We start from the raw sequence: 24,363 nt of genomic DNA on the forward strand, positions 1-24,363 counted from the left end.
GGCGTCGTCGTGCGAGCGGCGTCAGCGGTGCGTGCCGTCGCCCGGGGCGCCGTCGTCGTTCCCGGTCCGGCTCGCCCGCATCCGCAGCTCGCGGCCGCGACGGACGTCCTCGGCGGCCTTCGCCGCCTTCTTGTCGCTCGCCTTGGTGTCGCGCGCGGGCAGCTGGATCGTCTCCTCGGCCGCGATGCCGCCCTGGAGCTCGCGGCCGCGCTCGAGCTCGGCGTCGAGCTCCGCGCCGAACAGCAGCGCGAGGTTGCTGATCCACAGCCACAGCAGGAAGACGACGACGCCGGCGAGCGAGCCGTACGTCGCGTCGTACGACGCGAACGTCGTGACGTAGAAGCCGAACACGACGGACGCGACGGCCCACACGACCAGCGCGACGGTCGCGCCGACGCTGATCCAGCGGAACTTCGGCTGCCGGACGTTGGGCGTGCCGTGGTAGAGCAGCGCGATCGCGACGACGACGAGCGCGACCACGACGGGCCACTTGAGCACGTTCCAGACGGTCACCGCGGTGTCGCTGAGCCCGACGGCGTCGCCGATGGTCCGCGCGACCGGTCCGGACAGCACCATGGCCACGACGACGAGCACCGCGATGACCACGAGCACGAGCGTGATGAGCAGGATGACCGGGCGCAGCTTCCAGATCGGCCGGCCCTCCTCGACCTCGTACACGCGGTTCATGCCGCGCCCGAACGCCGCGACGTAGCCGGACGCGGACCACAGCGCGAGCAGCACGCCGAGGACGAGCGCGAGCCCCGCCTTCGAGTTCGACGTCGCCGCGTCGACGATCGGCGTGATGGTCTCCGCCGCCTGGTCGGGCGCGCCGAGGTCGGCCACGAGGTCCATGACGCGGTTGAGGGTCTGCTCGGGGTCACCGACGAGGCCGAGCACCGAGACGACGGCCAGCAGCGCGGGCGCGATCGCGAGCACCGCGTAGTAGGTGAGCGCGGCGGCCTGGTCGGTGCACTCGTCCGCGAGGAACTCGCGGAACGTCTTGCGCGCCACGTACTTCCACGACGGCTTGGCGATGTCGCCGGGGGAGTCGGGCTTGCGGGGGTCGTCGGGATCGGGGGCGGCCTGGGTCGTGCTGCGGCTGCGGGACGGGTCCTGGGACACGACGCCTCCTGGTGGGACGCGGCGGCTGCGGGACGCCTCTTGCCCGACTCGGTCCGACCTGGTGAGGCTAGGTCGGACCACCGGGGGGCGCACCTGGACCGCTGCCCGGTCCGGCCGCGGCGTGCTCGTCAGGACGCGACGGCGACCCCGCGGACGTGCGGCAGGCGGACGTCGGCGGCCCGTGCCTCGATGCGCGCGAGCCACCCGTCCCGTCGGGCGGGGGAGACCTCGGCGACCCGGGGATGGCTGAGCCAGCGCGCGGGGACGCCCATCTTCTGCCAGACCCCGCGGACCGACGCCTTGTGCGCGGTGTTGCCGAACACCCACCGGTACGCCGGTCCGGGCGTGGCCATGGTCGTCGCCACGGTGACGCGGCGCAGGCGCGCGAACCGGCCGCGGGGCAGCCCGAGGACGCCGTCGTCGTAGGCCCAGCCCGGCACGAGCACCTTGTCGTAGAACCCCTTCATCACGGCGGGCGCGGTCTCCCACCAGACCGGGTGCACGAGGACGAGGTGGTCGGTGGCGTCGATGCGGTCCTGGAGGTCGCGGACCTGCGGGTCGAGCGTGCGATGCTCGCGCCAGGCGGCGAGGTCGGCACGGCGCATCACGGGGTCGAACCCGAGCGCGTCGAGGTCGACGAGATCGGTCTCGTGACCCGCGCGCCGGGCGCCGCGCTCGGCGGCGTGGGCGAGCGCGTGGCAGAAGCTGCCCTCGTAGGGGTGGTTGACGACGATCGTGGTGCGCACCATGGCCTCCTGAACAGTGTTCAATTGAACGGTGTTCAGGTTGCGGTGAACGCTGTTCAGTTGTCAAGGTGGGACGTCGCCGGACGCGGGAGGTGGGATGGCGCAGCGGCTCGACCGCGAGCGGATCGTCCGTCGCGCGCTCGACCTCCTCGACGAGGTCGGCCTCGACGGCCTCACGCTGCGCCGGCTCGCCGGCGACCTCGGTGTCCAGGTGGCGGCGCTGTACTGGCACGTCCCGAGCAAGGCCGCGCTGCTCGACGAGATGGCCACCACGATGCTGCGGGACCTCATCGTCGCGGCCGAGCCCGAGATCCGGGACCTCGTCGGGGAGCCCTGGCAGGACTGCGTGCGCGTCTCGGCCGACCGGTTCCGTGCGGCGCTCCTGAGCCGCCGCGACGGCGCACGCGTGTTCAGCGGCACGTACGTGACCGACGAACGCCTGCGCGGGTGGGTCGAGCTCCCGCTCTCGATCCTCGTCGGGGCGGGGTTCTCCGTCGAGGACGCGACCCGTGCGTGGTCGACGCTGCTGGCGTACGTCGTCGGATTCGCCGTCGAGGAGCAGGCGCGTCCGGCGGGCGACGACGACTCTGACGCGCGCTTCACCTTCGGCGTGGACCTCGTCGTCGGCGGGCTCGAGGCGAGGCTCGCCGCCGCGGCGGTGTGAGCGGCGGTGCGAGTGGCGGTGCGGGTGGCGGTGTGACCAGCGTCGCCCCCCGCGGCGGTTTGACCCTGGCTCACGCGGTCCGTACCCTAGAACGTCGGCGCGTCGTGTGCGCGCTGGTCATGTGTGCCGCCGCAACGGCGTCGACGCGACTCCCCTTGCACCGGGCCTCCGGACGCTGCGGGACGTGCGCGGGCGCAGGCAGGCACCGGCAGACTTTTGACCGAGCAGTTCGACGAGCAGAGATGAGCAGCAACGTGGTGTACGCGATCGTGAAGGCTGGCGGCCGCCAGGAGAAGGTCGCGGTGGGCGACGTCGTCGTCGTCGACCGCCTCGCCGCGCAGGCCGGCTCCACCGTCGAGCTGCCCGCGCTGCTCCTCGTGGACGGCGAGAAGGTCACCACGGACGCCGCGGCCCTGGCCAAGGTGAAGGTGACGGCGGAGGTCGTGCGGGACGAGAAGGGCCCGAAGATCGACATCCTCAAGTACAAGAACAAGACCGGCTACCGCAAGCGCCAGGGTCACCGCCAGCAGCTGACCCGCATCAAGGTCACCGGCATCAAGTGAGCTTCCCCGCGGCGCACTGACGCCGCGGACCCCGACTTTCGCAGCAGCTAGAGAGCAGGTTCGTCATGGCACACAAGAAGGGCGCGAGCTCCTCGCGCAACGGTCGCGACTCCAACGCGCAGCGCCTCGGCGTCAAGCGCTTCGGTGGCCAGGTCGTCAAGGCCGGCGAGATCATCGTCCGCCAGCGCGGCACCCACTTCCACCCCGGCAACAACGTGGGCCGTGGCGGCGACGACACGCTCTTCGCGCTGGCCCCGGGTGCCGTCACGTTCGGCACGCGTCGTGGCCGCAAGGTCATCGACATCGTGGCCGTCGAGGCCTGACGACCACTCAGCAGTCGACGAAGGGGCGCACCGGTGCGGTGCGCCCCTTCGTCGTGTGACGATCACGAGAGCGCCCCGTGAGGTCCGGGGCCGGACAGGAGGACAGCCGTGGCGACGTTCGTCGACCGGGTCGTGCTGCACGCGACCGGCGGTGACGGTGGGCACGGGTGTGCGTCCATCCACCGTGAGAAGTTCAAGCCGCTCGCCGGCCCCGACGGGGGCAACGGCGGCAACGGCGGCTCGGTGATCCTGGAGGTCGACCCCCAGGTCACGACGCTGCTCGAGTTCCACCACCTGCCGCACCGGCACGCCCCCTCGGGGACGCAGGGCATGGGCGACCACCGGTCCGGCTCGACCGGGCAGGACCTCGTGCTCGGCGTGCCCGACGGCACGGTCGTCAAGGGCACGGACGGCGAGGTGCTCGCGGACCTCGTCGGTCTCGGCGCCCGCTTCGTCGTCGCGGCCGGCGGGCGCGGCGGGCTCGGCAACGCCGCCCTCGCCTCGCAGCGGCGCAAGGCCCCGGGCTTCGCGCTGCTCGGCGAGCCCGGTGAGACCCTCGACGTCGTCCTCGAGCTCAAGACGATCGCCGACGTGGCGCTCGTCGGGTACCCGTCGGCGGGCAAGTCGAGCCTCGTCGCGGCGATCTCTGCCGCGCGGCCCAAGATCGCCGACTACCCGTTCACCACGCTCGTGCCGAACCTCGGCGTCGTGCAGGCCGGGTCCTCCCGCTACACCGTCGCCGACGTGCCCGGGCTCATCCCCGGCGCGTCGCAGGGCCGCGGGCTCGGCCTGGAGTTCCTCCGGCACATCGAGCGCTGCGCCGTGATCGTGCACGTCCTCGACTGCGCGACGCTCGAGCCGGACCGCGACCCCATCTCCGACCTCGACGTCATCGAGGCCGAGCTCGCCGCGTACGCCGGTGACCTCGGGATCGAGGGCGGGCGCGTCCCGCTCGCGGAGCGCCCGCGCATCGTCGTGCTCAACAAGGTCGACGTGCCCGAGGCGCGCGACCTCGCTGACATGGTCAAGCCCGAGCTCGAGGCGCGCGGGCTGCCCGTGTTCGAGATCTCGACCGCGAGCCACGAGGGCCTGCGGCCGCTCACGTTCGCGCTCGCCGAGCGCGTCGAGCAGGCCCGTCGCGAGGCCCCGCAGCCGGAGGCCACGCGCGTCGTGCTCCGGCCCAAGGCCGTCGACGACTCGGGTTTCACGGTGACGCGGCGCGAGGGCGGCGGCGCCGTCTGGTTCGCGGTGCGCGGCGAGAAGCCCGAGCGGTGGGTCCGGCAGACGGACTTCTCCAACGACGAGGCCGTCGGCTACCTCGCCGACCGGCTCGCCCGGCTCGGCGTCGAGGACGCGCTGTACTCGGCCGGCGCGGTCGCCGGGGACGAGGTGCGCATCGGTCCGGACACCAACGCGGTCGTCTTCGACTGGGAGCCGACGCTCATGACCGGCGCCGAGCTGCTCGGCGGCCCGCGCGGCTCGGACGTGCGCCTCGAGGACCGGTCGCGCCCGACCCGTGGCGAGAAGCGGCAGGAGTACCGCGAGCGCATGGACGCCAAGACCGCGGCCCGTGACGAGCTGTGGTCCGAGCGCGAGCACGGCGTCTGGACGGACCCGGACGCGGACTGACGCCGAGCGCGAGCCCGGCGTCCGGACGGACCCGGACGCGGACTGGCGCCGAGCGTGAGCACGGCGTCCGGACGGACCCGTACGAGGGACGACGCGTGACCCGCAGCGGCGTGTTCGCGCCCACCCCGGCGCGGGCGGCGTCCGGCGCGCGGATGCGTCCGCGGTGATCCGGGGCGGCGGGGGCAGAATGCGGGCGTGAGCGCCGCACCCCTGCACGACCGTCAGCAGCTGCCCGCCGCCGCGCGGGTGGTCGTCAAGGTGGGGTCGTCGTCGCTCACGAGCCCGGACGGGCGCCTCGACCCCGAGCGGCTGCGTGCGCTCGTCGACGTGCTGGCCGAGCGGCGCAACGCCGGCGGGCAGGTCGTGCTCGTGTCGTCGGGGGCCATCGCGGCGGCCATCGGTCCGCTCGGGTTGTCGGCGCGGCCCCGGGATCTCGCGACGCAGCAGGCCGCCGCGTCGGTCGGGCAGGGTCTGCTCGTCGCGCACTACACGAAGGCGTTCGCGGACCACGGGCTGCGCGTCGGGCAGGTGCTGCTGACCGCCGAGGACACCGTGCGGCGCGGGCACTACCGCAACGCGCACCGGTCGCTGACCCGGCTCCTCGACCTCGGCGTGGTGCCGATCATCAACGAGAACGATGCGGTCGCGACGGACGAGATCCGGTTCGGCGACAACGACCGGCTCGCGGCGCTCGTGTCCCACCTGGTGCACGCGGACGCGCTCGTGCTGCTCACCGACGTCGACGCGCTGTACACGGGACCGCCGTCGCGGCCGGGGTCGCGGCGCCTCACGCACGTCTCCGGACCGCGGGACCTGGACGGCGTCGACGTGTCGTCGCGGGGGAGTGCGGTCGGCACCGGCGGCATGGTGACCAAGCTCGAGTCGGTCGCGATCGCGACGCACTCCGGCATCCCGGTGGTGCTGACGTCAGCGGTGCAGGCGCGGGCCGCCTTGTCCGGCGAGGACGTCGGGACGTGGTTCGCCGCGACCGGGCGACGGTCGTCGATCCGGCTGCTGTGGCTCGCGCACGCGGCGCGCACGCGCGGGCGGCTCGTGCTCGACGAGGGTGCGGTGCGGGCGGTCGTCGAGCGGCACACGTCGTTGCTGCCGGCCGGCGTCACCGGTGTCGAGGGCACGTTCGACGCGGGCGACCCCGTCGAGATCGTCGGGCCGGACGGGACCGTCGTCGCGCGTGGGCTCGTCGCGTACGCGTCGGACGAGGTGCCCGACCTGCTGGGTCGCACGACGTCGGACCTGCGGGACGACCTCGGTCCGGGCTACGACCGCGAGCTCGTGCACCGTGACGACCTGGTCCTCGTCAAGCGTCGGCGGGTGGCGGCCGAGCGCTGAGCGCGCCGCGCACCACCACGCACCGTCCGCGCGACGCCCCTTCGTGACGACGCGCGGGGCGGGAGCGCCGTCATGGCCGCTCGCGCCCCGCGTGTCGTCGCGCCGCCCGGACGCTCCTATGGATCGTCAAGCCGGTTGTGGGCCGTGTTCGAGCTGTCGAAACAGGTCGCGGGCGATGTAGCGCTTGAGGCAGCGGCGGATCTCGCGGTCGGTCTTGCCCTGCGCGCGGCGGCGTTCGATGTAGTCGCGTGTGGGCTGGTGGTAGCGGGTGCGGGACAGGGCGATGACGTGCAGGGCGCGGTTGAGCTGGCGGTCACCGGTCCGGTTGAGGCGGTGGCGGGTGCGCAGCCCGGAGGAGGCGGGGATGGGTGCGGTGCCGGCGAGCATCGCGAACGCGGCCTCGGATCGGATCCGGCCCGGGTGGGACCAGCTGGTCAGGACCTGGGCGGCGACGATCACCCCGACGCCGGGCGCCTCGAGCAGGTCCGGGCGCCAGGCCCGCACGATCACGGCCATGGCCTGTTCGTGCCCGCGGGCCTCGGCTTGCAGCGTGATCACGCGTCGGGCCAGGGCGCGCAGCACCGTGGCGGTCGTCGCGGTGTGGCCGTCCCAGGCGGGCCGTGCGCGCAGCCGTGCGGCGGTCGTGGTCATCGTTGCCGTCGACCGGCCGCGGAATGCCGCCCGCAGGACCTCCGGGGCGGCGACCACCAGCGCGTGCAGCTGACGTTGCGCGAGCGTGGCGGCCTCGACCGCGGAGCGACGCGCGGCCATCAACGCGGCCAGCTGGGCGCGCGGCCCGTCGGTCTTGACCTGTGCCAGGTGCTGGCGCCCCAACGCCTCCCGGGCCGCGCGGGCCGCGTCCAACGAGTCGGACTTCGCGCCATGGCGACGCGCCGCACGAGCCGGCCGGTCGAGCTCGATGACCTGCTCACCAGCGGCGCACAGGTGGCGGGCCAGGCCAGCGCCATAGCCCCCGGCGCCTTCCAACGCCCACACCCGCGCGCCACCGTGGCCGCCAGCCCACCGCAGCAGCTGGTCGTAGCCGGCCGGGTCGGTCGCGACCGTGACCTCGGCCAACACCCCACCGGTGGTCGCGGCCACGACCGCGGCGGTGTGCGTGTGCTTGTGAGTGTCGACCCCGATGACGACGTCGACGAGTTCGGCAAGACTGGGCATCGCGTTCATCTCCTTGAACCGGGGGAACGTAGGTTCCGGTCCGGTCGGAGACGGCAGGACTGTGACGGGACACGCACCGCTGCAACGGTGCGGTCAAGCTCCTGATCAGGCCAGCAACTCCGGTCGGGCCGGGGCCGGCAACCACACGCGGACAAGTCCGCTCCAAGGCACGAGACCAGTCAGACGAAGGGTCACACGCGCAGTCACCGAGCCACAGCCCACCGCACCCATCAAGGCTGCGTCGAGATCCTCACAGTCAGTCGAGCCAGGCGGTCGTGAGCTGGTCGAGCCGCGAGTCGGCGCCGAGCTCGACGCCGTGCACGTCGGGCGACAGGCCGAGGTACGTCGTCAGCTCGTGCACGGGCAGGACCCAGTGCTGCGACGCGAGCCGCTCCTGCGCCTCCGCGAGGACCGCGTCACGCGCCGCCGGGTCGCTCGTCGCGAGCTGCTCCTGGAGCAGGCCCTCGAGCTCGGGGTCGTCGATCCGGTAGTAGTTCGTCGCCGCGGTGGAGTACTGCGTGCGCAGCACGTCGCCGTCGGCGCGGGACAGGTTGCCCCACACGAGGTCGAACTCGCCGGACTTGAGCTTGGCCTGGAAGTCAGGCACGGCCCCCGACCAGAGCGTGACGTCGATGCCGACCGCCTTGAGCTCGGCCTGGAGCAGCTCGACGGACGTCTGGTTCGGCGAGAAGTTCGTGATCCAGACGAGCGTCGGCGCGAGGCGCACGCCGTCCTTCGCGTAGATGCCGTCGGCGCCCTTCTCCCAGCCGGCGTCCTCGAGGACCTCGGCGGCCTTCGCCGGGTCGGAGTCGAGGTGCTCGCTCACGTCGGCGACGCCCGGCGTCGTGCTCGCGAGCACGCTCGTGGCGACGGCGAACCCGTCCGTGAGCGCGGTGTCGCGGACCTCGGTCGGGTCGATCGCGAGGCCGATCGCCTCCCGGACCACCGGGTCGCTGCCCAGCGGGGACGCACCGTTGAACGTGAGGCCGAACGTGATGCCGGGGTTGGCGCGGTGGACGAGCGGGAAGCCCGACTGCTCGAGTGTCGCGATGTCGGTCGGCTGGACGCCGCCGATGACCTGGACCTGTCCCGACGTGAGCGAGCCCGTGCGGACGCTGGCCTCGGGTGCGACCTGGAACGTCACGGAGTCGACGTGGGGGGCACCGGCGTCGGTGCGCGCCTCAGGCGCCCACGCGTAGTCGTCCCGGGCCTCGAGGACCGTCTCGGTGTCCTTCGTGTAGTGGTCGAGCACGAACGGCCCGGTGCCGACGACGGCCGAGCCGTCCGCGCGGTCGTCGAACGGCACGGCGATGGTCGACGCCGCCACGATGCCGAGCGCGACCGTGCTCACGGCCTGCGGGAACGCGGCGTTGGGCGTGCCGAACGCGACGGTCACGGTGTGCTCGTCGACGACGGTCGTGCCCGTGTACCCGACGAACGACGGCGCCGCGCTGCTCTTGGCTCCCGCGGCGACGATGTCGTCGAACGTCGCCTTGACGGACTCGGCCGTGAACGGCGTGCCGTCCGAGAACGTCACGTCGTCGCGCAGGGTGAAGGTGTGCTCGGTCGCGTCGTCGCTCGACGACCACCCGGTCGCGAGCCACGGCTCCAGGGACCCGTCGGACGGGTCCTGCCACAGCAGGGAGTCCACGAGCTGGCGCGTCACGTAGAGCGTGTCGTTGCCCGAGCCGGTGCCGGACGGGTTGAGCGAGATGGGGTCGTTGCCGATCGCGAACACGAGGTCGCCGCCGTCGACGGGACCGCTCGACGCGGACGTGGACGGCTCGGTGCCCTCGGGGGAGCCGGAGCTGCACGCGGTCAGCGCGAGGCCCAGCGTGAGGGCGAGGGCCGCGACGCGCAGGACGCGTGCGCGGGCAGGGGACGGGGACTGCGACATGGGGTATCTCCAGGGTGCTGCGGGGCGGGGGCGCGGTCAGCGCCGGGGGCGGCGACGGCCGGGACAACAGGCGGTCATCGCTCACCTCCTCGGTGCACGGCGCGCACGGACGTGCCGGGGATCGCCTCGAGCAGCTCGGTCGTGTACGGGTGCGAGGGGCGCGCGAACACCGACTCGACGTCGCCCTGCTCGACCACCCGCCCGTGCCGCAGCACGACGACCTCGTGCGCGACCTGCCGGACGACGGCGAGGTCGTGCGAGATGAACAGGTAGGAGACGGCCAGGTCCCGCTGCAGGTCGGCGAGGAGGTCGAGGATCTGCGCCTGGACGGACACGTCGAGCGCGGAGACCGGCTCGTCGAGCACGACGATGTCGGGGCGCACGGACAGCGCCCGGGCGATCGCGACGCGCTGCCGCTGCCCGCCGGACAGCTCGGCCGGGTGGCGGTGCAGCGCCGACGCGGGGAGGGCGACGAGGTCGAGCAGCTCGGCCGCACGGTCCGCGCGCTCGCGGCGGTCTCCGACCCGGAAGGCGCGCAGCGGCTCGGTGACGATCCGCTCGACGGTCCAGCGCGGGTCGAGGGACGCGTACGGGTTCTGCTGCACGACCTGGAGCCGACGCCGCAGTGCCCGGAGCTGGGCGCCGCGGACGCGCGTCACGTCGGTGCCGTCGACGTGCACGGTGCCGGCCGTCGGCTCGGTGAGGCGCAGCGCGAGGCGGGCGGTCGTCGACTTGCCGGACCCGGACTCGCCGACGAGCGCGAGCGTGCGGCCGCGCGGGACCGCGAACGACACGTCGTCGACGGCCCGCAGGACACCGGAGCCTGCGCGACCGGCCCGCGGCAGCGGGAAGTCCCTGACGAGCCCGCGGACGTCGAGCGCGGGTGGTGGGGGCGCCCCGGCCGGCGCGGTGACGCGCTCCGCGGAGGCTGGCGCCGGCGGGACGGCCGCAGGACGGACGGTCGCGGGCGGGCCCGTCGCGGCCCGACGCGCACCCCGCAGCGACGGCGCGGCCGCGAGCAGCGCGCGCGTGTACGCCTCGCGCGGCGAGCCGAGGACCTCGTCGGGCGTCCCCGCCTCGACGACCCGGCCGCGGGACATGACGACGATCCGGTCCGCCCGGTCGGCGGCGACGCCGAGGTCGTGCGTGATGAGCAGGACGCCCGTGCCGGTCGCCGCCGTGAGGTCGTCGAGGTGGTCGAGGATCCGGCGCTGCACGGTGACGTCGAGCGCGCTCGTGGGCTCGTCGGCGACGAGCAGGCGCGGCTTCGCGACGAGCGCGATCGCGATGAGCACGCGCTGGCGCATGCCGCCCGAGAGCTCGTGCGGGTACTGCCGTGCGCGCAGCTCGGGCTCGGGGAGGCCCGTGCGGCGCAGCGCCTCGACGGCCTCACGGGCGGCGCCCCGCCGGTCAGCGAGGCCGTGCACGACGAGCGCCTCGGCGACCTGGTCGCCGACCCGCGCGACGGGGTTGAGCGACACCGTGGGGTCCTGGGGGACGAGGCCGACGAGCGCGCCGCGGACGGTGCGCAGCACGTGTGGCGACGCGGTCGCGAGGTCGTGGCCGAGCAGGTCGATCGTGCCGGACGTGATGCGCGCGGCAGGCGCGAGCAGCCGGACGACGGCCGCGGCGGTCGTCGACTTGCCCGAGCCGGACTCGCCGACGACGGCGACGGTCTCGCCCGCGTCGACGTGCAGCGAGACGCCGCGCACGGCGTGCACGTCGCCGCGGCGGGTGCGGTAGGAGACGGCGAGGTCGCGGACCGTGAGCAGGCGCTCGGCGGCGGGTGCGTCCGCGGTGCGCGGGGCAGGGGTCGTGGCGGTCATCGGGTCCTCCCGGGGTCGCCGTCGAGCGCGCGGGAGAGGCGTCCCGCGGCGAGCACGGTCGCGACGATGACGAGACCGGGGAGCGTCGTCAGCCACCACGACGTGCGCAGGAAGTCGCGGCCTCCCGCGACGAGCGAGCCCCACTCGGGGGCGGGCGGCGGCTCGCCGTAGCCGAGGAACGACAGCGACGACACCGCGAGGACCGCGCCGCCGAGCTCGAGGGCGGCCAGCACGACGACGGGTCCGACGGAGTTGGGCAGGACGTGGCCGAACAGGACGGTCCACCAGCGGCTGCCGCCCGCCTGCGACGCCTCGACGAAGCCGGACGTCCGCACGCGCAGCACCTCGGACCGCATGATGCGCGAGACCGCCGCGACGTTCGCGATGCCGACGGCGATCGCGACGTTCACCGAGCCGAAGCCGAGCACCGTGATGAGCGCGAGCGAGAGCAGCAGCGCGGGGATGGACAGGAGCACGTCGACGACCCGCATGGCGACGTCGTCGACGAGACCGCCGACGAACCCCGCGACGAGCCCGACGAGCGCGCCGACGACGAGCCCGACGAGCACCGCCACGAGCGCGGCGCGCAGGGTGAGCTGGGTGCCGTGCACGACGCGCGTGTAGAGGTCGCGGCCGAGCTGGTCGGTGCCGAACCAGTGCGCGGCCGACGGCGGCTGCAGCTTGTCGGCCGGCACCCCGACGAGCGGGTCACCGGGTGCGAGGAGCGACGGTGCGAAGGCCGCGACGACGACCGCGAGCGACCACAGGAGCGCGAGCACCAGGCCCGGCCGGCGGACGAGGTCCTCGAGGCGGGACCGCCACGGGCCGCGGTGGGTGAGCTCGTCGTCGTGCTCGCGGACCGCGTCGGCGAACCGGTCGGCGGCCGTCGCCGTGAAGTCGTCCGCGCGCGTGTCGGGGTCGAGCGCGGTGGGCACGAACCCGTCCGGGCGCGACGAGCCGGAGCCCGTGAGGCTGTCGATCGTGCTCATCGCGCACCTCCGGCAGGGACCGCGTCGGCATGCTCTGCCGGCGCGGTGGTCGGCGGTCGCGCGTCGTGCTCGTCGGCGGCCGGGCGCGCCGGGCGACCCGCGTCGTCGGGCTCGGGGGTGACGCCCGCCGCGCGGCCGGCCGTCACGATGCGCGGGTCGAGCAGCGGGTAGACCACGTCGACGAGCAGGTTGGTCAGCACGTACACGGTCGCGGCGACGAGCACGACGCCCTGCACGACGGGGATGTCCTGCGCCGCGACCGACGTCGCGGTGAGCCGCCCCAGACCGGCCCGGGAGAACACCGTCTCCGTGACGACCGCCCCGGACAGCAGCCCGCCGACGACGAGCCCGGTGGCCGTCAGCGCCGGCAGGGCCGCGTTGCGGAGCGCGTGGCGCAGGTGCACGCGCACCCGGCCTGCGCCCTTGGCGACCGCGGTGTCGACGTACGGCTCGCGCAGGGTGTGCAGGAGGCTGCGCGACAACAGCTGCGCGATGATCGCCGACGTCGGCAAGGCCAGGGTGACCGCGGGCAGCACGATCGACGCGAACCCCTGGTTGCCGAGCGCCGGGAAGATCGGCAGCTGGAACGAGAACCACTGCACGAGCGTCAGGCCGAACCAGAACGACGGGATCGCGACGCCGAGCGGCGGCAGCGACAGCAGGAACCCCGCGAGCGCGCGGTTGCGGGTCGCGGTCGCGACGACCGCGAGCGTCCCGCCGCCGACGACCGCGAGCAGCAGCGCGGCGCCCGCGATCGCGGCGGTGGGCGGGATCGCCTGCGCCAGGAGCGTCGTGACCGGCTGCTTGCTCACGACCGACGTGCCGAGGTCGCCGCGGAGCCCGTCGAGCAGCTGCGACACGTACTGCACGGGCAGCGGCTGGTCGAGCCCGTACTCGGCGCGCAGCGCGTCGAGCTGCTCGGGCGTCACGTCGGTGGACTCGCCCCCGTACATGAGCGACACCGGGTCGCCGGGCAGCGCGTACAGCACGACGAACGACACGGTGTACGCGGCCCACAGCACGAGCACGGCGAGGCCGAGCCGGCGGGCGAGGTACCGCGTCACGGCGTCACCGCCAGGGCGTGGGGCGCGGGCGTCATGGGGTGCTCCTTCGGTGCGCGGGACGGTGCGCGCGTTCGGTCGTCCGTGCTTGCACGACGGGGGGCCGTGCCGGGTCCTCACCTGGAGCACCCCGCCACGTCCGGAGGGTTGCTGCCCGACCAGCCAGGGCTTGTCGTCGGGTCTCGTGACCGGCGGGAAGTTAGGAACGCGACCGGGGACGGTCAACGGTCCGGCGCGCGTGTCCCACGATCCGGACAGGGCGTCTCACGATCGTCCCGCCGCCTGAGACGACAGGGCAGGGGCGTTGACTGCCGGCCGACCCGCGCCGACCCTGCGCGCAGCCCCGCACCGACCGAGGAGGCACCTTGAGCATCGACGTCCGCGACGCTGCACGCCTCGCGCACCAGCGGTACGCCGCCCCGCCGCCCGTCGGCCTGCGCACCTCGCCCGTCGTCGAGCAGCAGCTCGCGCACCGGTCCGTCCGGCGCTACCTGCCCGACGACGTGGACGACGCGACGATCGCGACGCTCGTCGCCGCCGCGCAGTCCGCCGCCACGAGCTCGAACCTCCAGCTGTGGAGCGTGGTCGCCGTCCGCGACGCCTGCACCCGCGCGCGCCTCGCGGAGCTCGCCGGCGGGCAGGGCCACGTCACGCAGGCGCCCGTCCTGCTCGTGTGGCTCGTCGACCTCGCCCGCGCGCACGCCGTCGCCGCCCGGCACGAGGCACCCACCGCCGGGGCCGAGTACCTCGAGACGGCCGTCGTCGGCTTCGTCGACGCCGCGCTCGCCGCGCAGAACGCGGCGCTCGCCGCCGAGTCGCTCGGGCTCGGCACCGTCTACATCGGCGCGCTGCGCAACTACCCGACCGAGGTGTCGTCGCTGCTCCGGCTCCCGGCGCACGCGTTCCCCGCGTTCGGGCTCGTCGTCGGGCACCCCGACCCGGCCGAGGCGACGCGCGTCAAGCCACGGCTCCCGCAGTCGGCCGTGCTGCACCACGAGGTCTACGACGAGTCGGCGCACGACGCGGTCGAGGACTACGAGCGCCGTATCGGCGCGTTCTACGCCGACGAGGGCCTCGCGCACTCGTGGGTCGAGCGGCTGCTCGCCCGGCTGTCCGGCCCGCACGCGCTCAACGGCCGCGACCGGCTGCGCGAGCACCTGCACGACCGCGGCTTCCCTCTGCGTTGACCCGCGCGCCCGCCCGCGCTGGGTCGTTCCGCCCGCCTCGACCCCGCTGACCCGTCCCGCCGACCGCCACCCCCAGGAGCCCCTCATGACCCGATCCACCGCCCCCGCCGAGGACCTCTCGCTCGAGGACGCCGGCGCGCTCGCGCCGCTCGTCACGCCCGCCGACGCGGCCGAGCGCGTCGCCGCGGGCGCCGTGCTCGTCGACGTGCGCAGCGACGCCGGCCGCGCGCGCACCGGCGCGATCCCCGGCGCGACCGTCGTCGACCGGTACGCGGTCGACACTGACTTCGACCTCGCGTCGGCGGCGCGCATCGCGCCCGTGGTGTCGCTCGACACCCCGATCGTCGTCGTGTGCGGGTCGGTCCGCGGTTCCGGGCCGGTCGCCGCGGAGCTCCGGGCGCGTGGCTTCACGAACGTCGTCCACGTCGAGGGCGGGGCGCCCGCGCGGAAGGACGCCGGACTCCCGGTCGACGAGGTTGCGGCGGGGGAGCCGTCCGCGTGAGCGCACCCGCCACCGACCGGGTCGACGGGACGCGGCACGGCGGGATCGTCGTGCGCCTCGTCGAGCCGCACGAGCACGACGACGTCGCGCGTCTGTCCGTCGCGGCCTACGCGCACGACTACGACATCAGCGACACCTACCGGGCGTCGCTCGCCGACGTCGCGTCGCGCGCGGCCGAGCACGAGGTCTGGGTCGCGCAGGACGTCGCGACCGGCGCGCTGCTCGGCACGGTCGCGACGCCCCGCGTCGGCGGGCACATCTCGCCGCTCGGACAGGACGGCGAGCTCGACTTCCGGCTGCTCGCGGTGGACCCGTCGGCGCGCGGCCGGGGCATCGGCACGTTGCTCACGCAGTTCGTGATCGAACTTGCACGCCAGCGCGGGCTGTCGCGCGTCGTCATGAACTCCGGACCGCGGATGACCGGCGCGCACCGCCTGTACGAAGGGCTCGGCTTCGTGCGGCAGCCCGAGCGGGAGACGCGCGTCGTCGACGGCGGCACGCTGCTCGCGTTCGCGCTCGACGTGCCCGCTGCGGACGGCGGTGCGGTGGGCGACGGCCGGGTCGTGGATGCGCGGACCGGCGGCGGCGCCCGCGGTCTACCCTGACGGGATGACCGCATCGCTCGAGGCACCCCTGCACGACGCCGCCGAGACGGACGTCGCAGCGCAGGTCCGCGAGGTGGCGCAGCGCGCCAAGGTCGCGTCCCGTGCGCTCGCGACCGCGACCCGCGCCACCAAGGACGCCGCGCTGCACGCGCTCGCCGACGCGCTGGTGGCCGCGACCGACGAGATCGTCGCCGCGAACGCGCTCGACCTCGACCAGGGCCGCGCCGACGGCATCTCGCCAGGGCTCCTCGACCGCCTCGCGCTCACGCCTGAGCGGGTCGCCGCGATCGCCGACGCGCTGCGCGAGCTCGCCGGCCTGCCCGACCCGGTCGGCGAGGTCGTGCGCGGCTCGACGCTGCCGAACGGCCTCCGACTGCGCCAGCTGCGCGTCCCGATGGGCGTCGTCGGCATGATCTACGAGGCGCGTCCCAACGTCACGGTCGACGCCGCTGGGCTCGCGCTCAAGTCCGGCAACGCGGTGATCCTGCGCGGTGGGTCCGCGGCCGCGCACAGCAACGAGGTCATCGTCCGCGTGCTGTCCGACGCGCTCGTCGCGCAGCGCCTGCCCGGCGACCTCGTGCAGTCCATCGACGCGTGGGGCCGTCCCGGCGCCGTCGCCCTCATGCACGCCCGCGGGCTCGTCGACGTGCTCGTGCCGCGGGGGGGAGCGGACCTCATCGCGACCGTCGTGCGCGAGTCCACGGTGCCCGTGATCGAGACCGGTGTCGGCAACGTGCACGTGTACGTCGACGAGAGCGCCGACCTGTCCGTCGCGCTCCCGATCCTGCTCAACGCCAAGACGCAGCGCGTCGGCGTCTGCAACGCCGCGGAGACGCTGCTCGTGCACGAGGGCGTCGCCGACGAGTTCCTGCCGGTCGCGCTCGCCGCGCTCGCGGACGCGGGCGTCACGATCCACGGGGACGAGACGACGCTGCGGCTCGCGCCCGAGGAGGTCGCGGTCGTCGCGGCGACCGACGAGGACTGGGCGACCGAGTACCTGTCCCTCGACCTCGCCGTCCGCGTCGTCGAGGACCTCGACGAGGCGCTCGACCACATCCGCACGTGGAGCTCGGGCCACACCGAGGCGATCGTCACGCGCGACCTCGCGGCCTCCGAGCGGTTCGTCGCCGAGGTCGACTCCGCGGCCGTCATGGTCAACGCCTCGACGCGGTTCACCGACGGCGGCCAGCTCGGCCTGGGCGCCGAGATCGGCATCTCCACCCAGAAGCTGCACGCGCGCGGCCCGATGGGCCTCGCCGAGCTCACGACCACCAAGTGGGTCGTGCAGGGCGACGGGCACGTCCGGCCCTGACGCCACAGCGCGCCGTGCGACACTTGTCGCTCCCCGACAACCCCACAGGAGGAACACCGTGCACAGCGCACTGATCGCCGCCGCCGAGGAAGCCGCCGAGCACGCCAACGAGCTGCCGTTCTCGCCCGTGGTCTTCGGGATCGGGGCGTTCGTCGGCCTCGTCGCCATGCTGCTGTTCACCTTCGCGTTCCGGAGCGTCGGGACCCGTCACTGAGCGCGGCGGGGAGCACCGGTCCGATGACGCAGCGGCGACCCCGCCTGGGTGTGATGGGCGGCACGTTCGACCCCGTCCACCACGGGCACCTGGTCGCCGCGAGCGAGGTCGCGGACCGGTTCGACCTCGACGAGGTCGTCTTCGTCCCCACGGGCCAGCCGACGTTCAAGCAGGAGCAGGACGTCACCGTCGCGGAGCACCGCTACCTGATGACCGTCATCGCGACGGCGTCGAACCCGCGGTTCACCGTGAGCCGCGTCGACATCGAGCGTCCCGGGCTGACGTACACGGTCGACACGCTGCGTGACCTCAAGACGCAGCGCCCGGACGCCGACCTCTACTTCATCACCGGCGCCGACGCGATCGAGCAGATCCTCACGTGGAAGGATGCCGAGGAGCTGTTCGCCATGGCGCACTTCGTGGCGGTGACCCGTCCGGGTCACACGTTGTCGGTCGACGGCCTCCCCGCCGACCGGGTGAGCATCCAGGAGATCCCCGCCCTGGCGATCTCCTCGACCGACGTCCGCGCGCGGGCACGCGCCGGTCAGCCGGTCTGGTACCTCGTCCCCGACGGGGTCGTCCAGTACATCGCGAAGCACAGGTTGTATCGAGGTCAGTCATGAGTGAACCGGGAGAGCGACGGCGCCGCCGCGAGCTCGAGCGCGCCGCCGCCGAGCAGGAGGCCGCCCAGGGCCAGTCCCGTCGTGCCATGCGCGAGCAGGCCACGGGTGGCTCCGGCGTGCCGTCCTGGTCGCAGCCCGCCGACGACCAGGCGACACGGTCCCGTCGGTCGATCCGCGACACGAGCCTCGACCCGACGAGCGCGCCGCGGCCGTCCGCCGGTGCGCAGCCGTCCGCCGCCGCACCCGCACCGGCCTGGCCGAGCGCCACGTCGCGTCCGGCCGCACCGCCGCAGCAGCCCGCCGCGCGCCCTGCGTCCGCCGCGCGCCCCGCGCCGGCCGCGCCCCCGCAGCAGCAGGCCGCCCCGCGGCTCGCGTCGCCCGCCGCGCCCCCGCAGCAGCAGGCCGCGCCGCGCCCCTCGTCGCCCCCGAGCCAGCGCCCCGCCCCCGCGTCGCCGACGTACGGGCAGCAGCCCGCAGCACCCACGTACGGCTCGGGGTCCGCCCCGCGGTCGACGTACCCGTCAGCGGCGCCGACACCCGCCCCTGCGCCGTCGGCGTGGCCGCAGCAGCCCGCCGGCTGGCCCGCGACGTCCCGACCCGAGCCGTCCGCGGCGCCGCCGCCCTCGCCGGCCCGGCCCGAGCCGACGACCGCGCGTCCCGCGACGTCGCCCGAGCGCCGCCCGGCGTCGGCGACACCGCCCGAGCCGCGGAGCGCGTCGTCGTCGTGGTCCGCCGCCCCGGCGACCGACCGCCCGGGCTCGTGGTCCGCGTCGTCCGCGACGTCGTGGAGCCCGTCCGGTGCGCGGACCGACGCCCGGCCCGGCACGGACGTGCCGAACCAGCCGTCTGCGAGCCCGGCGTGGCCGTCCGCCACGTCCGCGTCCGCTCCCGCCGGGGCGGCGCCCGCCGCGCCGGAGGCGTTCACAGCCGCGTCGGCGGGGCCTGCGCCTGCCGTCCCGGCGTCGTGGGGTTCGGCGGCCGGCGGCGCGGCCGACGCGCCCGCGGGGCCAGCGACCGGTGCCGCGTTCGCGAAGCGTTCCGGCCCGCCGGCCGGAGGAACCGTCGTCGCGGACGACCTCGACGAGGACGACGAGGACGACGAGGACGACGAAGAGCGCCCCCGTCACCCGTACACGTGGCTGCACCTCATCGTGCTCGCGCTCGTCGCGTTCGTGCTCGGCTTCCTCATCGTGCTGCTGCTGAACAACGCCCGCGGCGAGGAGCCCGGCGCGACCGCGGCACCCCCGGCGGACACCGCTCGCACGAGCGCGCCGCTCACCACCTGACCGCACCACCCGAGGAGTTCCGTGCCCGCGACCGAACGAGCCGTCGAGCTCGCCGTGGCGGCGGCCCGCGCCGCCTCCGACCTCAAGGCGCAGGAGATCATCGCGCTCGACGTCAGCGAGCAGCTCGTGCTGACCGACGTCTTCCTCATCGCGTCCGGCACCAACGAGCGGCAGGTCGGCGCGATCGTCGACGCCGTCGAGGAGGCGCTCTTCCACCTCGGCAGCAAGCCCGTCCGGCGCGAGGGCAAGGCGCAGGGCCGCTGGGTCCTCATCGACTTCGGCGACGTCGTCGTGCACGTCCAGCACGCCGAGGACCGCGTCTACTACGCGCTCGAGCGGCTCTGGAAGGACTGCCCGCTCATCGAGCTGCCCCCCGACGTCCACGCCGACGGCGCGGAGGCGTGAGCGCCGGACGCGTGCTGCTCTGGCGGCACGGGCGCACCGCCCACAACGCCTCCGCACGCCTGCAGGGCCAGGTCGACATCCCGCTCGACGACGTCGGCCGCTGGCAGGCACGCACGGCCGCCGCGCGGATGATCGCGCGGCACGAGCCCACGCGCATCGTCACCTCCGACCTCAGCCGCGCGCACGACACCGCCGCGTTCCTCGCGCGGGCCGCGGGCCTCGAGCTCGTCGTCGACCCGCGCCTGCGCGAGCGCGGCTTCGGCATCTGGGAGGGCCTGACGGGCGACGAGATCGTCGCGTCGTGGCCCGAGGAGTTCGCCGTCTGGCGGGCCGGGGGCGAACCCGCGGGCGTGGGTGCGGAGACCCGCGCAGAGGTCGCCGACCGGGTCGCCGTCGCCGTCGCGGAGCACGCGGCCGCTCTGGGCGCGTCCGACACGCTCGTCGTGGTGTCGCACGGCTCCGCGATCAGCTCGACCGTCGGGCGCCTGCTCGGCCTGGGCGACCGGCTGCACGCGTTCGCGGGCATGCTCAACGCGCACTGGACCGAGCTCGTCGCGACGAAGGTCGACGGCGAGCCCGCCTGGCGGCTCACCGGCTACAACCTCGGCCCGACCGACGCGTCGACCGACTGGAACGCCGGGCCCGACCGGCGCGAGTCCGACGCCGACGCCGAGACCCGCGACCCCGATTAGGAGATCGACCGGGGTTCGTCCTAGACTCTCCGAGCGCCCGCAAGGGTGTGGGACCCGCTGCGGTGGGTTCGGAACGGGGCTGTGGCGCAGCTGGTAGCGCACCTGCATGGCATGCAGGGGGTCAGGGGTTCGAGTCCCCTCAGCTCCACCGATGTGATGACGCGGGACATCGTTGATAGATGTCCCGCGTCATCGTTTATAGAGGAGAGCCCGGCCATCGGCCGGCCTCTCGTTCGTTGTTGCGCCAGTAGGTGCGGGTCGGGTCGATGGTGCAGGTGGCCAGGATCTCGCCGGTGTGTCGGGCGATGACGGTGGCTGTGGTCTCGTCGATGAGGACCAGGACGGAGGTGCCGCGGTGGGCGGCGCCGATGCCGAGGTGGTGCATGCGACCGGCGCGGCGCAGGGAGATCTTGCCGTTCGTGCCGACGTGGTCGAAGCGCAGCCGGTAGTGCCCGGCGATGGTGGTGCCGGCTGGTCGAGCCTTGGGGCGGGCGTGGTAGGTGTCGTGCGGGGTGGCTCGGTCCAGGGCGCGGTGCGGGCGGGCGGTGTTGTAGAGCGCGCGGAAGGCATCGAGCTGGGCTTGTAGCGCGGGTAGGTCGGCGGCTGGTGGCTGGTGTGCGAGCCAGTTCTTCAGGGTCTGGTGGAAGCGTTCGATCTTGCCCTGGGTCTGCGGGTGGTTCGGGTGGCCGTTCTTCTGCTGGATGCCCAGGGCGTGCAGCAGGTACTCGAACGCGTTGCGTCCGCCGGTGAACCTCGAGGTGTAGACCGAGCCGTTGTCGGTCAGCGTGGAGGCGGGCGGTCCGTAGGCGTTGATGCAGGTCGTGAAGGTCTCGACGACGAGTGTGCCGGTGACGCGGGGGTGGGCGGTGCAGGCCAGCAGGTAGCGGGAGTGGTCATCGAGCCAGTTCAGGATCTCGGTGTCGGTGCCGTCGGCCAGGGGCCAGTGGGTGAAGTCGGACTGCCAGGTCTCGTTGGGTTGTTCGGCGGCGAAGCGGCGCAGCGAGGAGCGGGGGCGTTTGCGCGGCTCGGACACGATGAGCTGCTCGGCGTGCAGGACGCGGCGGATGGTGGACGGCGCCGGCGGGTCCAGTCCTTCGGCGGCCAGGTGCCAGGCGATGGTCACCGGGCCGGCGTCCAGGCCGTCGACGGTCAACTTCTCGCGCAGCTCGACGATCCGGGTGCGCACGTGCTCGCTGGTCGCGTTCGGGTTGCTGCGGGGGCGTCTCGAGCGCGGCTCCAGACCGTCCAGGCCGTCGGCTTCGTAGCGCTGCACGAGGGTGTGGACCCACTGCCATGACACCTCGAACCGGCGGGCGGCCTCCGCCTTGGTCAGGCCCTGCTCGACGACGGACAGCACGATGACCTTGGCCTTCGACATGGTCGATCGTCGCGGCCCGGCCGGTATCAACGATGTCGCGACTCACCTATCAACGATGTCGTGAACCACAACACCCTCAGCTCCACCGAAAGAGCAGGTCAGAGGCCACGTCAGGATCCTGAGCACAGGATCGGGCGTGGCCTTTGCGATGCCGACGGTCAGGCGGTCGTGCGTCCTGCGCAGACGACGGTGTCCTCAGCTCGGGTTCTCGGCGGGGGACGGCACGGGGAGTGCCTCGGGCCGGCGGTGGAGCGTGTGCAGCCGGTCGACGATCAGCACGCCCCCGAGCACGGTGATCGCGAGCGCGACGGCGGCGACGACGTCCGTGAGGAAGTGGTACCCGAGGTAGAGGCGGCTCAGCGCCACCACCGATGTGCCCACGACGGTGAGCAGGCTCCAGCCGACGAGGCGGGGGACGGTCGGGTTGCGGCTGCACACGAGGTAGCCCGCGACGAGGAGGAACGTCGCCGTCCCGATGGTGTGCCCCGACGGGAAGGATCCCGTGGTCTCGGCGCCCGGCACGAACATCGTCTCGGCGGGCGGTCGTGCGCGCCCGACCAGGCCCTTGATCGCCACGCTGATGATCGTCGACGCGACCATCGCCCCGGCCAGGAGCAGCGGTCGCCACCACTCTCGGCGCACCAGGCCCCACACCACGCAGGCCACCAGCACGATGATCGGCAGGACCGTGGGCCCGGTGACGAACGTGATCGCGGCGAGGACGGAGGTCCACCCGGAGCTGCGACGGTCGACCAGCCACTCCAGGACGGGCTGGTCGAGGTCCCACAGGTCGTCCTTCTCCCGGACGCCGTCGAGCACCGCGAGGAACACCCACAGCCCGGCGACCACGAGCAGGATCCCGGGCAGGAGCGCCCACAGCACGGGACGGGCGCGCAGCGCGGCGAACCACGACGTTCTCGGCGGTGCCAGGGGAGGATCGTCCGACATGGACCGACGCTAACCGGGACTCGCCGGCCCCACGACCGCACCGGAGGTGCGACGCTGCCGCCGTGCACGCCTCCTTCGCCGACGACGGCCCCCAGCCCGGCGCCGGCGTGCCGACGATCTCCCCCGACGACCGCGGTCAGGGCGTCAGGTCGGTGAGCAGCGCGGGCAGCTCGTCGACGAGCTCACGGGCGAGGTAGCCGGTGCGCCCGACGCGGACCGCGAGGCGGTCGTCGGCGGTCGCGTGCAGGTGCGTGGCCCAGCAGGCGGCCTGGGCGAGGTCGGCGCCGCGGCCGAGCAGCCCGACGAGCGCACCGGCGAGCACGTCACCGCTGCCGGAGGTCGCGAGGCCCGGCGTCCCGGTCGAGACCTCCCACCGGCGGCCGTCGGGCGCGCCGATGCGTCCCTGACACGTGACGACCGCGTCGTACCGCTTCGCCACGCGCTGCGACGCGGCGTCGCCGAGGTCCTCGTCGGCGACGCCGAGCAGCCGCGCGGCCTCCGTGGTGTTGGGCGTGAGGACGAGTCGGCCCCGCAGCTGCTCCGCGACCTCCGGGAGGTCGGCGAGGACGCCGAGGGCGTACGCGTCGAGCAGCACCGGCGTGGACCGCCGGACGAGCGGCACCAGCGTGGTGAGCAGGGCCTGCGTGCGGTCGGCGTCGTCGAGGCCCGGTCCCACGAGCACGGCGTCGGCGGCGCGCATGTCGTCGGCGAGGACCTCGAGCCCGGTGCCCTCGACGGACCCCTGCTCCGTCTCGGGGAGCCCGACGACGCCCGCCTCGGGCAGCGCGACGGCCAGCGGCACCGCGACCGACCGTGCGACCGCGAGCGTGAGGCGTCCCGCGCCCACCCGCAGCGCCGCGGTCCCCGCGAGGAGCACGGCGCCCGGCGTCTGACGCGCGCCCCCGACTACGACGACCTGCCCGCGCCCGTACTTCGAGCCGGCGAGCGCCGGCAGGGGCCACTCGCGCAGGAGTCGCGGCGTGACGGTCTCAGCGCGGGTGGGCATCGGTGTCCCCCTGGTGGGTCGTGGCAGGCGTGCCCTGCGCGCGGAGGTGGGAGTCGTCGTTGAACGCCGTCAGCTCCCACCGGGGTGGTCCGGGCCGGCGGCTCGCGCTGCGGGCGAGCCGGGTCACCGCGGCGTTCCGGACGGGGTGACGACGGCCGAGGTCCAGCACCTCGGTCTCGGTCAGGCGCTCGCAGACGTACCGGACGGTCATGAGGACGGCGTCGTGCGCGACCACGAGGACGCGCCGGTCCGCCTCCCAGCGGTCCAGGTCGGTGAGGAAGGAACGGACCCGGAGGGTCAGGTCCGCCCACGACTCGCCGCCCGGCGGCCGGTAGAAGAACTTGCCGAGATGTCGACGGCGCGCGGCCTCGGCCGGGAACCGCGCGTCCACGCCGGTGCTCGTGAGCAGGTCGAGGATCCCGAGCTCACGGTCGCGCAGACGCTCGTCCCGGTGCAGCGGCAGGTCGAGCCCGGCGGCCTCGAGCGCGATCGTCGCCGTCTGCACGGCGCGCACGTACGGCGACACCCAGACGACGTCGGGGCCGGTGGTGCGCGACGCGTCCGCGAGCCAGGCGCCCAGGGCGGCCGCCTGCTCCGCTCCGAGCGCGGAGAGCGGGGTGTCGGCGTCGCGGGTGTCGAGGTCGATGACCTCCTGTCGTGCGCGCTCCGCCGCTGCCGCCGCGACGTTCCCGACGCTCTCGCCGTGCCGGACGAGCATCAGCTCGACGACACCGGTCCCGCGCTGGCCGTCGTCCCTCACGCGGGCTCGGCCCCGGTGGGCGCGGGGGAGGCCGGCACCGCCGGGTGCTCGTGCCCGAGGGTCGTCTGCTCCGTCATCGTCCCGTCTCCCTCTCGTCCC

General features: G+C 74.3%; 25 protein-coding genes, 1 tRNA gene and 1 riboswitch. Of the genes, 15 read left to right on the plus strand and 11 right to left on the minus strand.

Features of this window, described 5'->3' with window-relative positions:
* Positions 1–21: 21 nt before the first annotated feature.
* Both OOT42_RS07370 and OOT42_RS07375 read right to left on the minus strand, forming a co-directional pair.
* Positions 22–1,122 (minus strand): YihY/virulence factor BrkB family protein, encoded by a 1,101-nt coding sequence (locus tag OOT42_RS07370; RefSeq protein WP_273654228.1) that lies wholly within the window; start codon positions 1,120–1,122, stop codon positions 22–24.
* 128 nt (positions 1,123–1,250) lie between these two features.
* Complete coding sequence (locus OOT42_RS07375; protein ID WP_273654229.1) at positions 1,251–1,868, minus strand: NAD(P)H-dependent oxidoreductase; 618 nt, start codon at positions 1,866–1,868, stop codon at positions 1,251–1,253.
* 97 nt (positions 1,869–1,965) lie between these two features.
* Between OOT42_RS07375 and OOT42_RS07380 the strand changes: the two genes are divergently transcribed.
* The 5 genes from OOT42_RS07380 (at position 1,966) to proB (ending at position 6,397) form a co-directional block, all read left to right on the plus strand.
* A complete protein-coding gene (locus tag OOT42_RS07380; RefSeq protein WP_273654230.1) occupies positions 1,966–2,532 on the plus strand; it encodes a TetR/AcrR family transcriptional regulator C-terminal domain-containing protein in 567 nt (188 codons plus the stop codon).
* A 254-nt stretch (positions 2,533–2,786) separates the two neighbouring features.
* Positions 2,787–3,095 (plus strand): 50S ribosomal protein L21, encoded by a 309-nt coding sequence (gene rplU / locus OOT42_RS07385; protein ID WP_174768669.1) that lies wholly within the window; start codon positions 2,787–2,789, stop codon positions 3,093–3,095.
* A 65-nt stretch (positions 3,096–3,160) separates the two neighbouring features.
* Positions 3,161–3,418 (plus strand): 50S ribosomal protein L27, encoded by a 258-nt coding sequence (gene rpmA, locus OOT42_RS07390; protein ID WP_168677922.1) that lies wholly within the window; start codon positions 3,161–3,163, stop codon positions 3,416–3,418.
* Between the two features lie 108 nt (positions 3,419–3,526).
* Positions 3,527–5,047 carry a GTPase ObgE gene (obgE, locus tag OOT42_RS07395; RefSeq protein ID WP_273654231.1) on the plus strand — a complete coding sequence of 507 codons (1,521 nt, stop codon included), beginning with the start codon at positions 3,527–3,529 and terminating at the stop codon, positions 5,045–5,047.
* A gap of 195 nt (positions 5,048–5,242) precedes the next feature.
* Complete coding sequence (proB, locus tag OOT42_RS07400; RefSeq protein ID WP_273654232.1) at positions 5,243–6,397, plus strand: glutamate 5-kinase; 1,155 nt, start codon at positions 5,243–5,245, stop codon at positions 6,395–6,397.
* A gap of 126 nt (positions 6,398–6,523) precedes the next feature.
* Here the strand turns inward: proB and OOT42_RS07405 are convergent, their stop codons facing one another.
* The 5 genes from OOT42_RS07405 to OOT42_RS07425 form a co-directional block, all read right to left on the minus strand.
* Complete coding sequence (locus OOT42_RS07405) at positions 6,524–7,582, minus strand: IS110 family transposase (protein WP_273654233.1); 1,059 nt, start codon at positions 7,580–7,582, stop codon at positions 6,524–6,526.
* Positions 7,583–7,829: 247 nt separating this feature from the next.
* Complete coding sequence (locus OOT42_RS07410) at positions 7,830–9,470, minus strand: ABC transporter substrate-binding protein (protein ID WP_273654234.1); 1,641 nt, start codon at positions 9,468–9,470, stop codon at positions 7,830–7,832.
* Positions 9,471–9,544: 74 nt separating this feature from the next.
* Entirely contained in the window at positions 9,545–11,296 is a 1,752-nt protein-coding gene (locus OOT42_RS07415) for a dipeptide ABC transporter ATP-binding protein (protein ID WP_273654235.1), read from the minus strand.
* On the minus strand, positions 11,293–12,285 hold the full coding sequence (locus OOT42_RS07420; protein ID WP_273654236.1) for an ABC transporter permease: 993 nt from the start codon (positions 12,283–12,285) through the stop codon (positions 11,293–11,295). The genes OOT42_RS07415 and OOT42_RS07420 overlap by 4 nt, the downstream gene beginning before the upstream one ends.
* Positions 12,282–13,349, minus strand: a complete 1,068-nt coding sequence (locus OOT42_RS07425; protein WP_273654237.1) for an ABC transporter permease — start codon at positions 13,347–13,349, stop codon at positions 12,282–12,284. The genes OOT42_RS07420 and OOT42_RS07425 overlap by 4 nt, the downstream gene beginning before the upstream one ends.
* 76 nt (positions 13,350–13,425) lie before the next feature.
* A riboswitch (SAM riboswitch) is annotated at positions 13,426–13,536 on the minus strand.
* 175 nt (positions 13,537–13,711) lie between these two features.
* On the opposite strand from OOT42_RS07425, the gene OOT42_RS07430 reads away from it, so the two are divergent.
* The 10 genes from OOT42_RS07430 (at position 13,712) to OOT42_RS07475 (ending at position 20,320) form a co-directional block, all read left to right on the plus strand.
* The gene (locus tag OOT42_RS07430; protein ID WP_273654238.1) at positions 13,712–14,533 is read left to right on the plus strand and encodes a nitroreductase family protein; all 822 of its coding nucleotides are present in this window, start codon (positions 13,712–13,714) and stop codon (positions 14,531–14,533) included.
* A gap of 85 nt (positions 14,534–14,618) precedes the next feature.
* Positions 14,619–15,035 (plus strand): rhodanese-like domain-containing protein, encoded by a 417-nt coding sequence (locus tag OOT42_RS07435; protein ID WP_273654239.1) that lies wholly within the window; start codon positions 14,619–14,621, stop codon positions 15,033–15,035.
* The gene (locus OOT42_RS07440) at positions 15,032–15,640 is read left to right on the plus strand and encodes a GNAT family N-acetyltransferase (RefSeq protein WP_273654240.1); all 609 of its coding nucleotides are present in this window, start codon (positions 15,032–15,034) and stop codon (positions 15,638–15,640) included. Before OOT42_RS07435 ends, OOT42_RS07440 begins: the two co-directional genes overlap by 4 nt.
* 4 nt (positions 15,641–15,644) lie before the next feature.
* A complete protein-coding gene (locus OOT42_RS07445; RefSeq protein WP_273654241.1) occupies positions 15,645–16,952 on the plus strand; it encodes a glutamate-5-semialdehyde dehydrogenase in 1,308 nt (435 codons plus the stop codon).
* 58 nt (positions 16,953–17,010) lie between these two features.
* The gene (locus OOT42_RS07450) at positions 17,011–17,166 is read left to right on the plus strand and encodes a hypothetical protein (protein WP_273654242.1); all 156 of its coding nucleotides are present in this window, start codon (positions 17,011–17,013) and stop codon (positions 17,164–17,166) included.
* 23 nt (positions 17,167–17,189) lie between these two features.
* Positions 17,190–17,789: a nicotinate-nucleotide adenylyltransferase gene (gene nadD / locus OOT42_RS07455; protein ID WP_273654243.1), complete on the plus strand. Its 600-nt coding sequence runs from the start codon at positions 17,190–17,192 to the stop codon at positions 17,787–17,789.
* Positions 17,786–19,075, plus strand: a complete 1,290-nt coding sequence (locus OOT42_RS07460) for a hypothetical protein (RefSeq protein WP_273654244.1) — start codon at positions 17,786–17,788, stop codon at positions 19,073–19,075. Before nadD ends, OOT42_RS07460 begins: the two co-directional genes overlap by 4 nt.
* A 21-nt stretch (positions 19,076–19,096) precedes the next feature.
* Positions 19,097–19,480: a ribosome silencing factor gene (rsfS, locus tag OOT42_RS07465; protein ID WP_273654245.1), complete on the plus strand. Its 384-nt coding sequence runs from the start codon at positions 19,097–19,099 to the stop codon at positions 19,478–19,480.
* The gene (locus OOT42_RS07470) at positions 19,477–20,172 is read left to right on the plus strand and encodes a histidine phosphatase family protein (RefSeq protein WP_273654246.1); all 696 of its coding nucleotides are present in this window, start codon (positions 19,477–19,479) and stop codon (positions 20,170–20,172) included. Before rsfS ends, OOT42_RS07470 begins: the two co-directional genes overlap by 4 nt.
* Positions 20,173–20,247: 75 nt before the next feature.
* Positions 20,248–20,320 (plus strand) — tRNA-Ala (locus tag OOT42_RS07475).
* Between the two features lie 48 nt (positions 20,321–20,368).
* Here the strand turns inward: OOT42_RS07475 and OOT42_RS07480 are convergent.
* The 4 genes from OOT42_RS07480 to OOT42_RS07495 all read right to left on the minus strand — a co-directional run bounded on the left by OOT42_RS07480 (position 20,369) and on the right by OOT42_RS07495 (position 24,264).
* Positions 20,369–21,550, minus strand: a complete 1,182-nt coding sequence (locus OOT42_RS07480; protein ID WP_273653218.1) for an IS481 family transposase — start codon at positions 21,548–21,550, stop codon at positions 20,369–20,371.
* Between the two features lie 195 nt (positions 21,551–21,745).
* Positions 21,746–22,498 carry a phosphatase PAP2 family protein gene (locus OOT42_RS07485; RefSeq protein WP_273654247.1) on the minus strand — a complete coding sequence of 251 codons (753 nt, stop codon included), beginning with the start codon at positions 22,496–22,498 and terminating at the stop codon, positions 21,746–21,748.
* A gap of 136 nt (positions 22,499–22,634) precedes the next feature.
* Positions 22,635–23,504: an NAD(P)H-hydrate dehydratase gene (locus OOT42_RS07490; RefSeq protein ID WP_273654248.1), complete on the minus strand. Its 870-nt coding sequence runs from the start codon at positions 23,502–23,504 to the stop codon at positions 22,635–22,637.
* Positions 23,488–24,264 (minus strand): histidine phosphatase family protein, encoded by a 777-nt coding sequence (locus OOT42_RS07495; RefSeq protein ID WP_273654249.1) that lies wholly within the window; start codon positions 24,262–24,264, stop codon positions 23,488–23,490. Before OOT42_RS07495 ends, OOT42_RS07490 begins: the two co-directional genes overlap by 17 nt.
* Positions 24,265–24,363: the final 99 nt, after the last annotated feature.

This window comes from Cellulomonas fimi (assembly GCF_028583725.1).
Classification (GTDB): domain Bacteria; phylum Actinomycetota; class Actinomycetes; order Actinomycetales; family Cellulomonadaceae; genus Cellulomonas; species Cellulomonas fimi_B.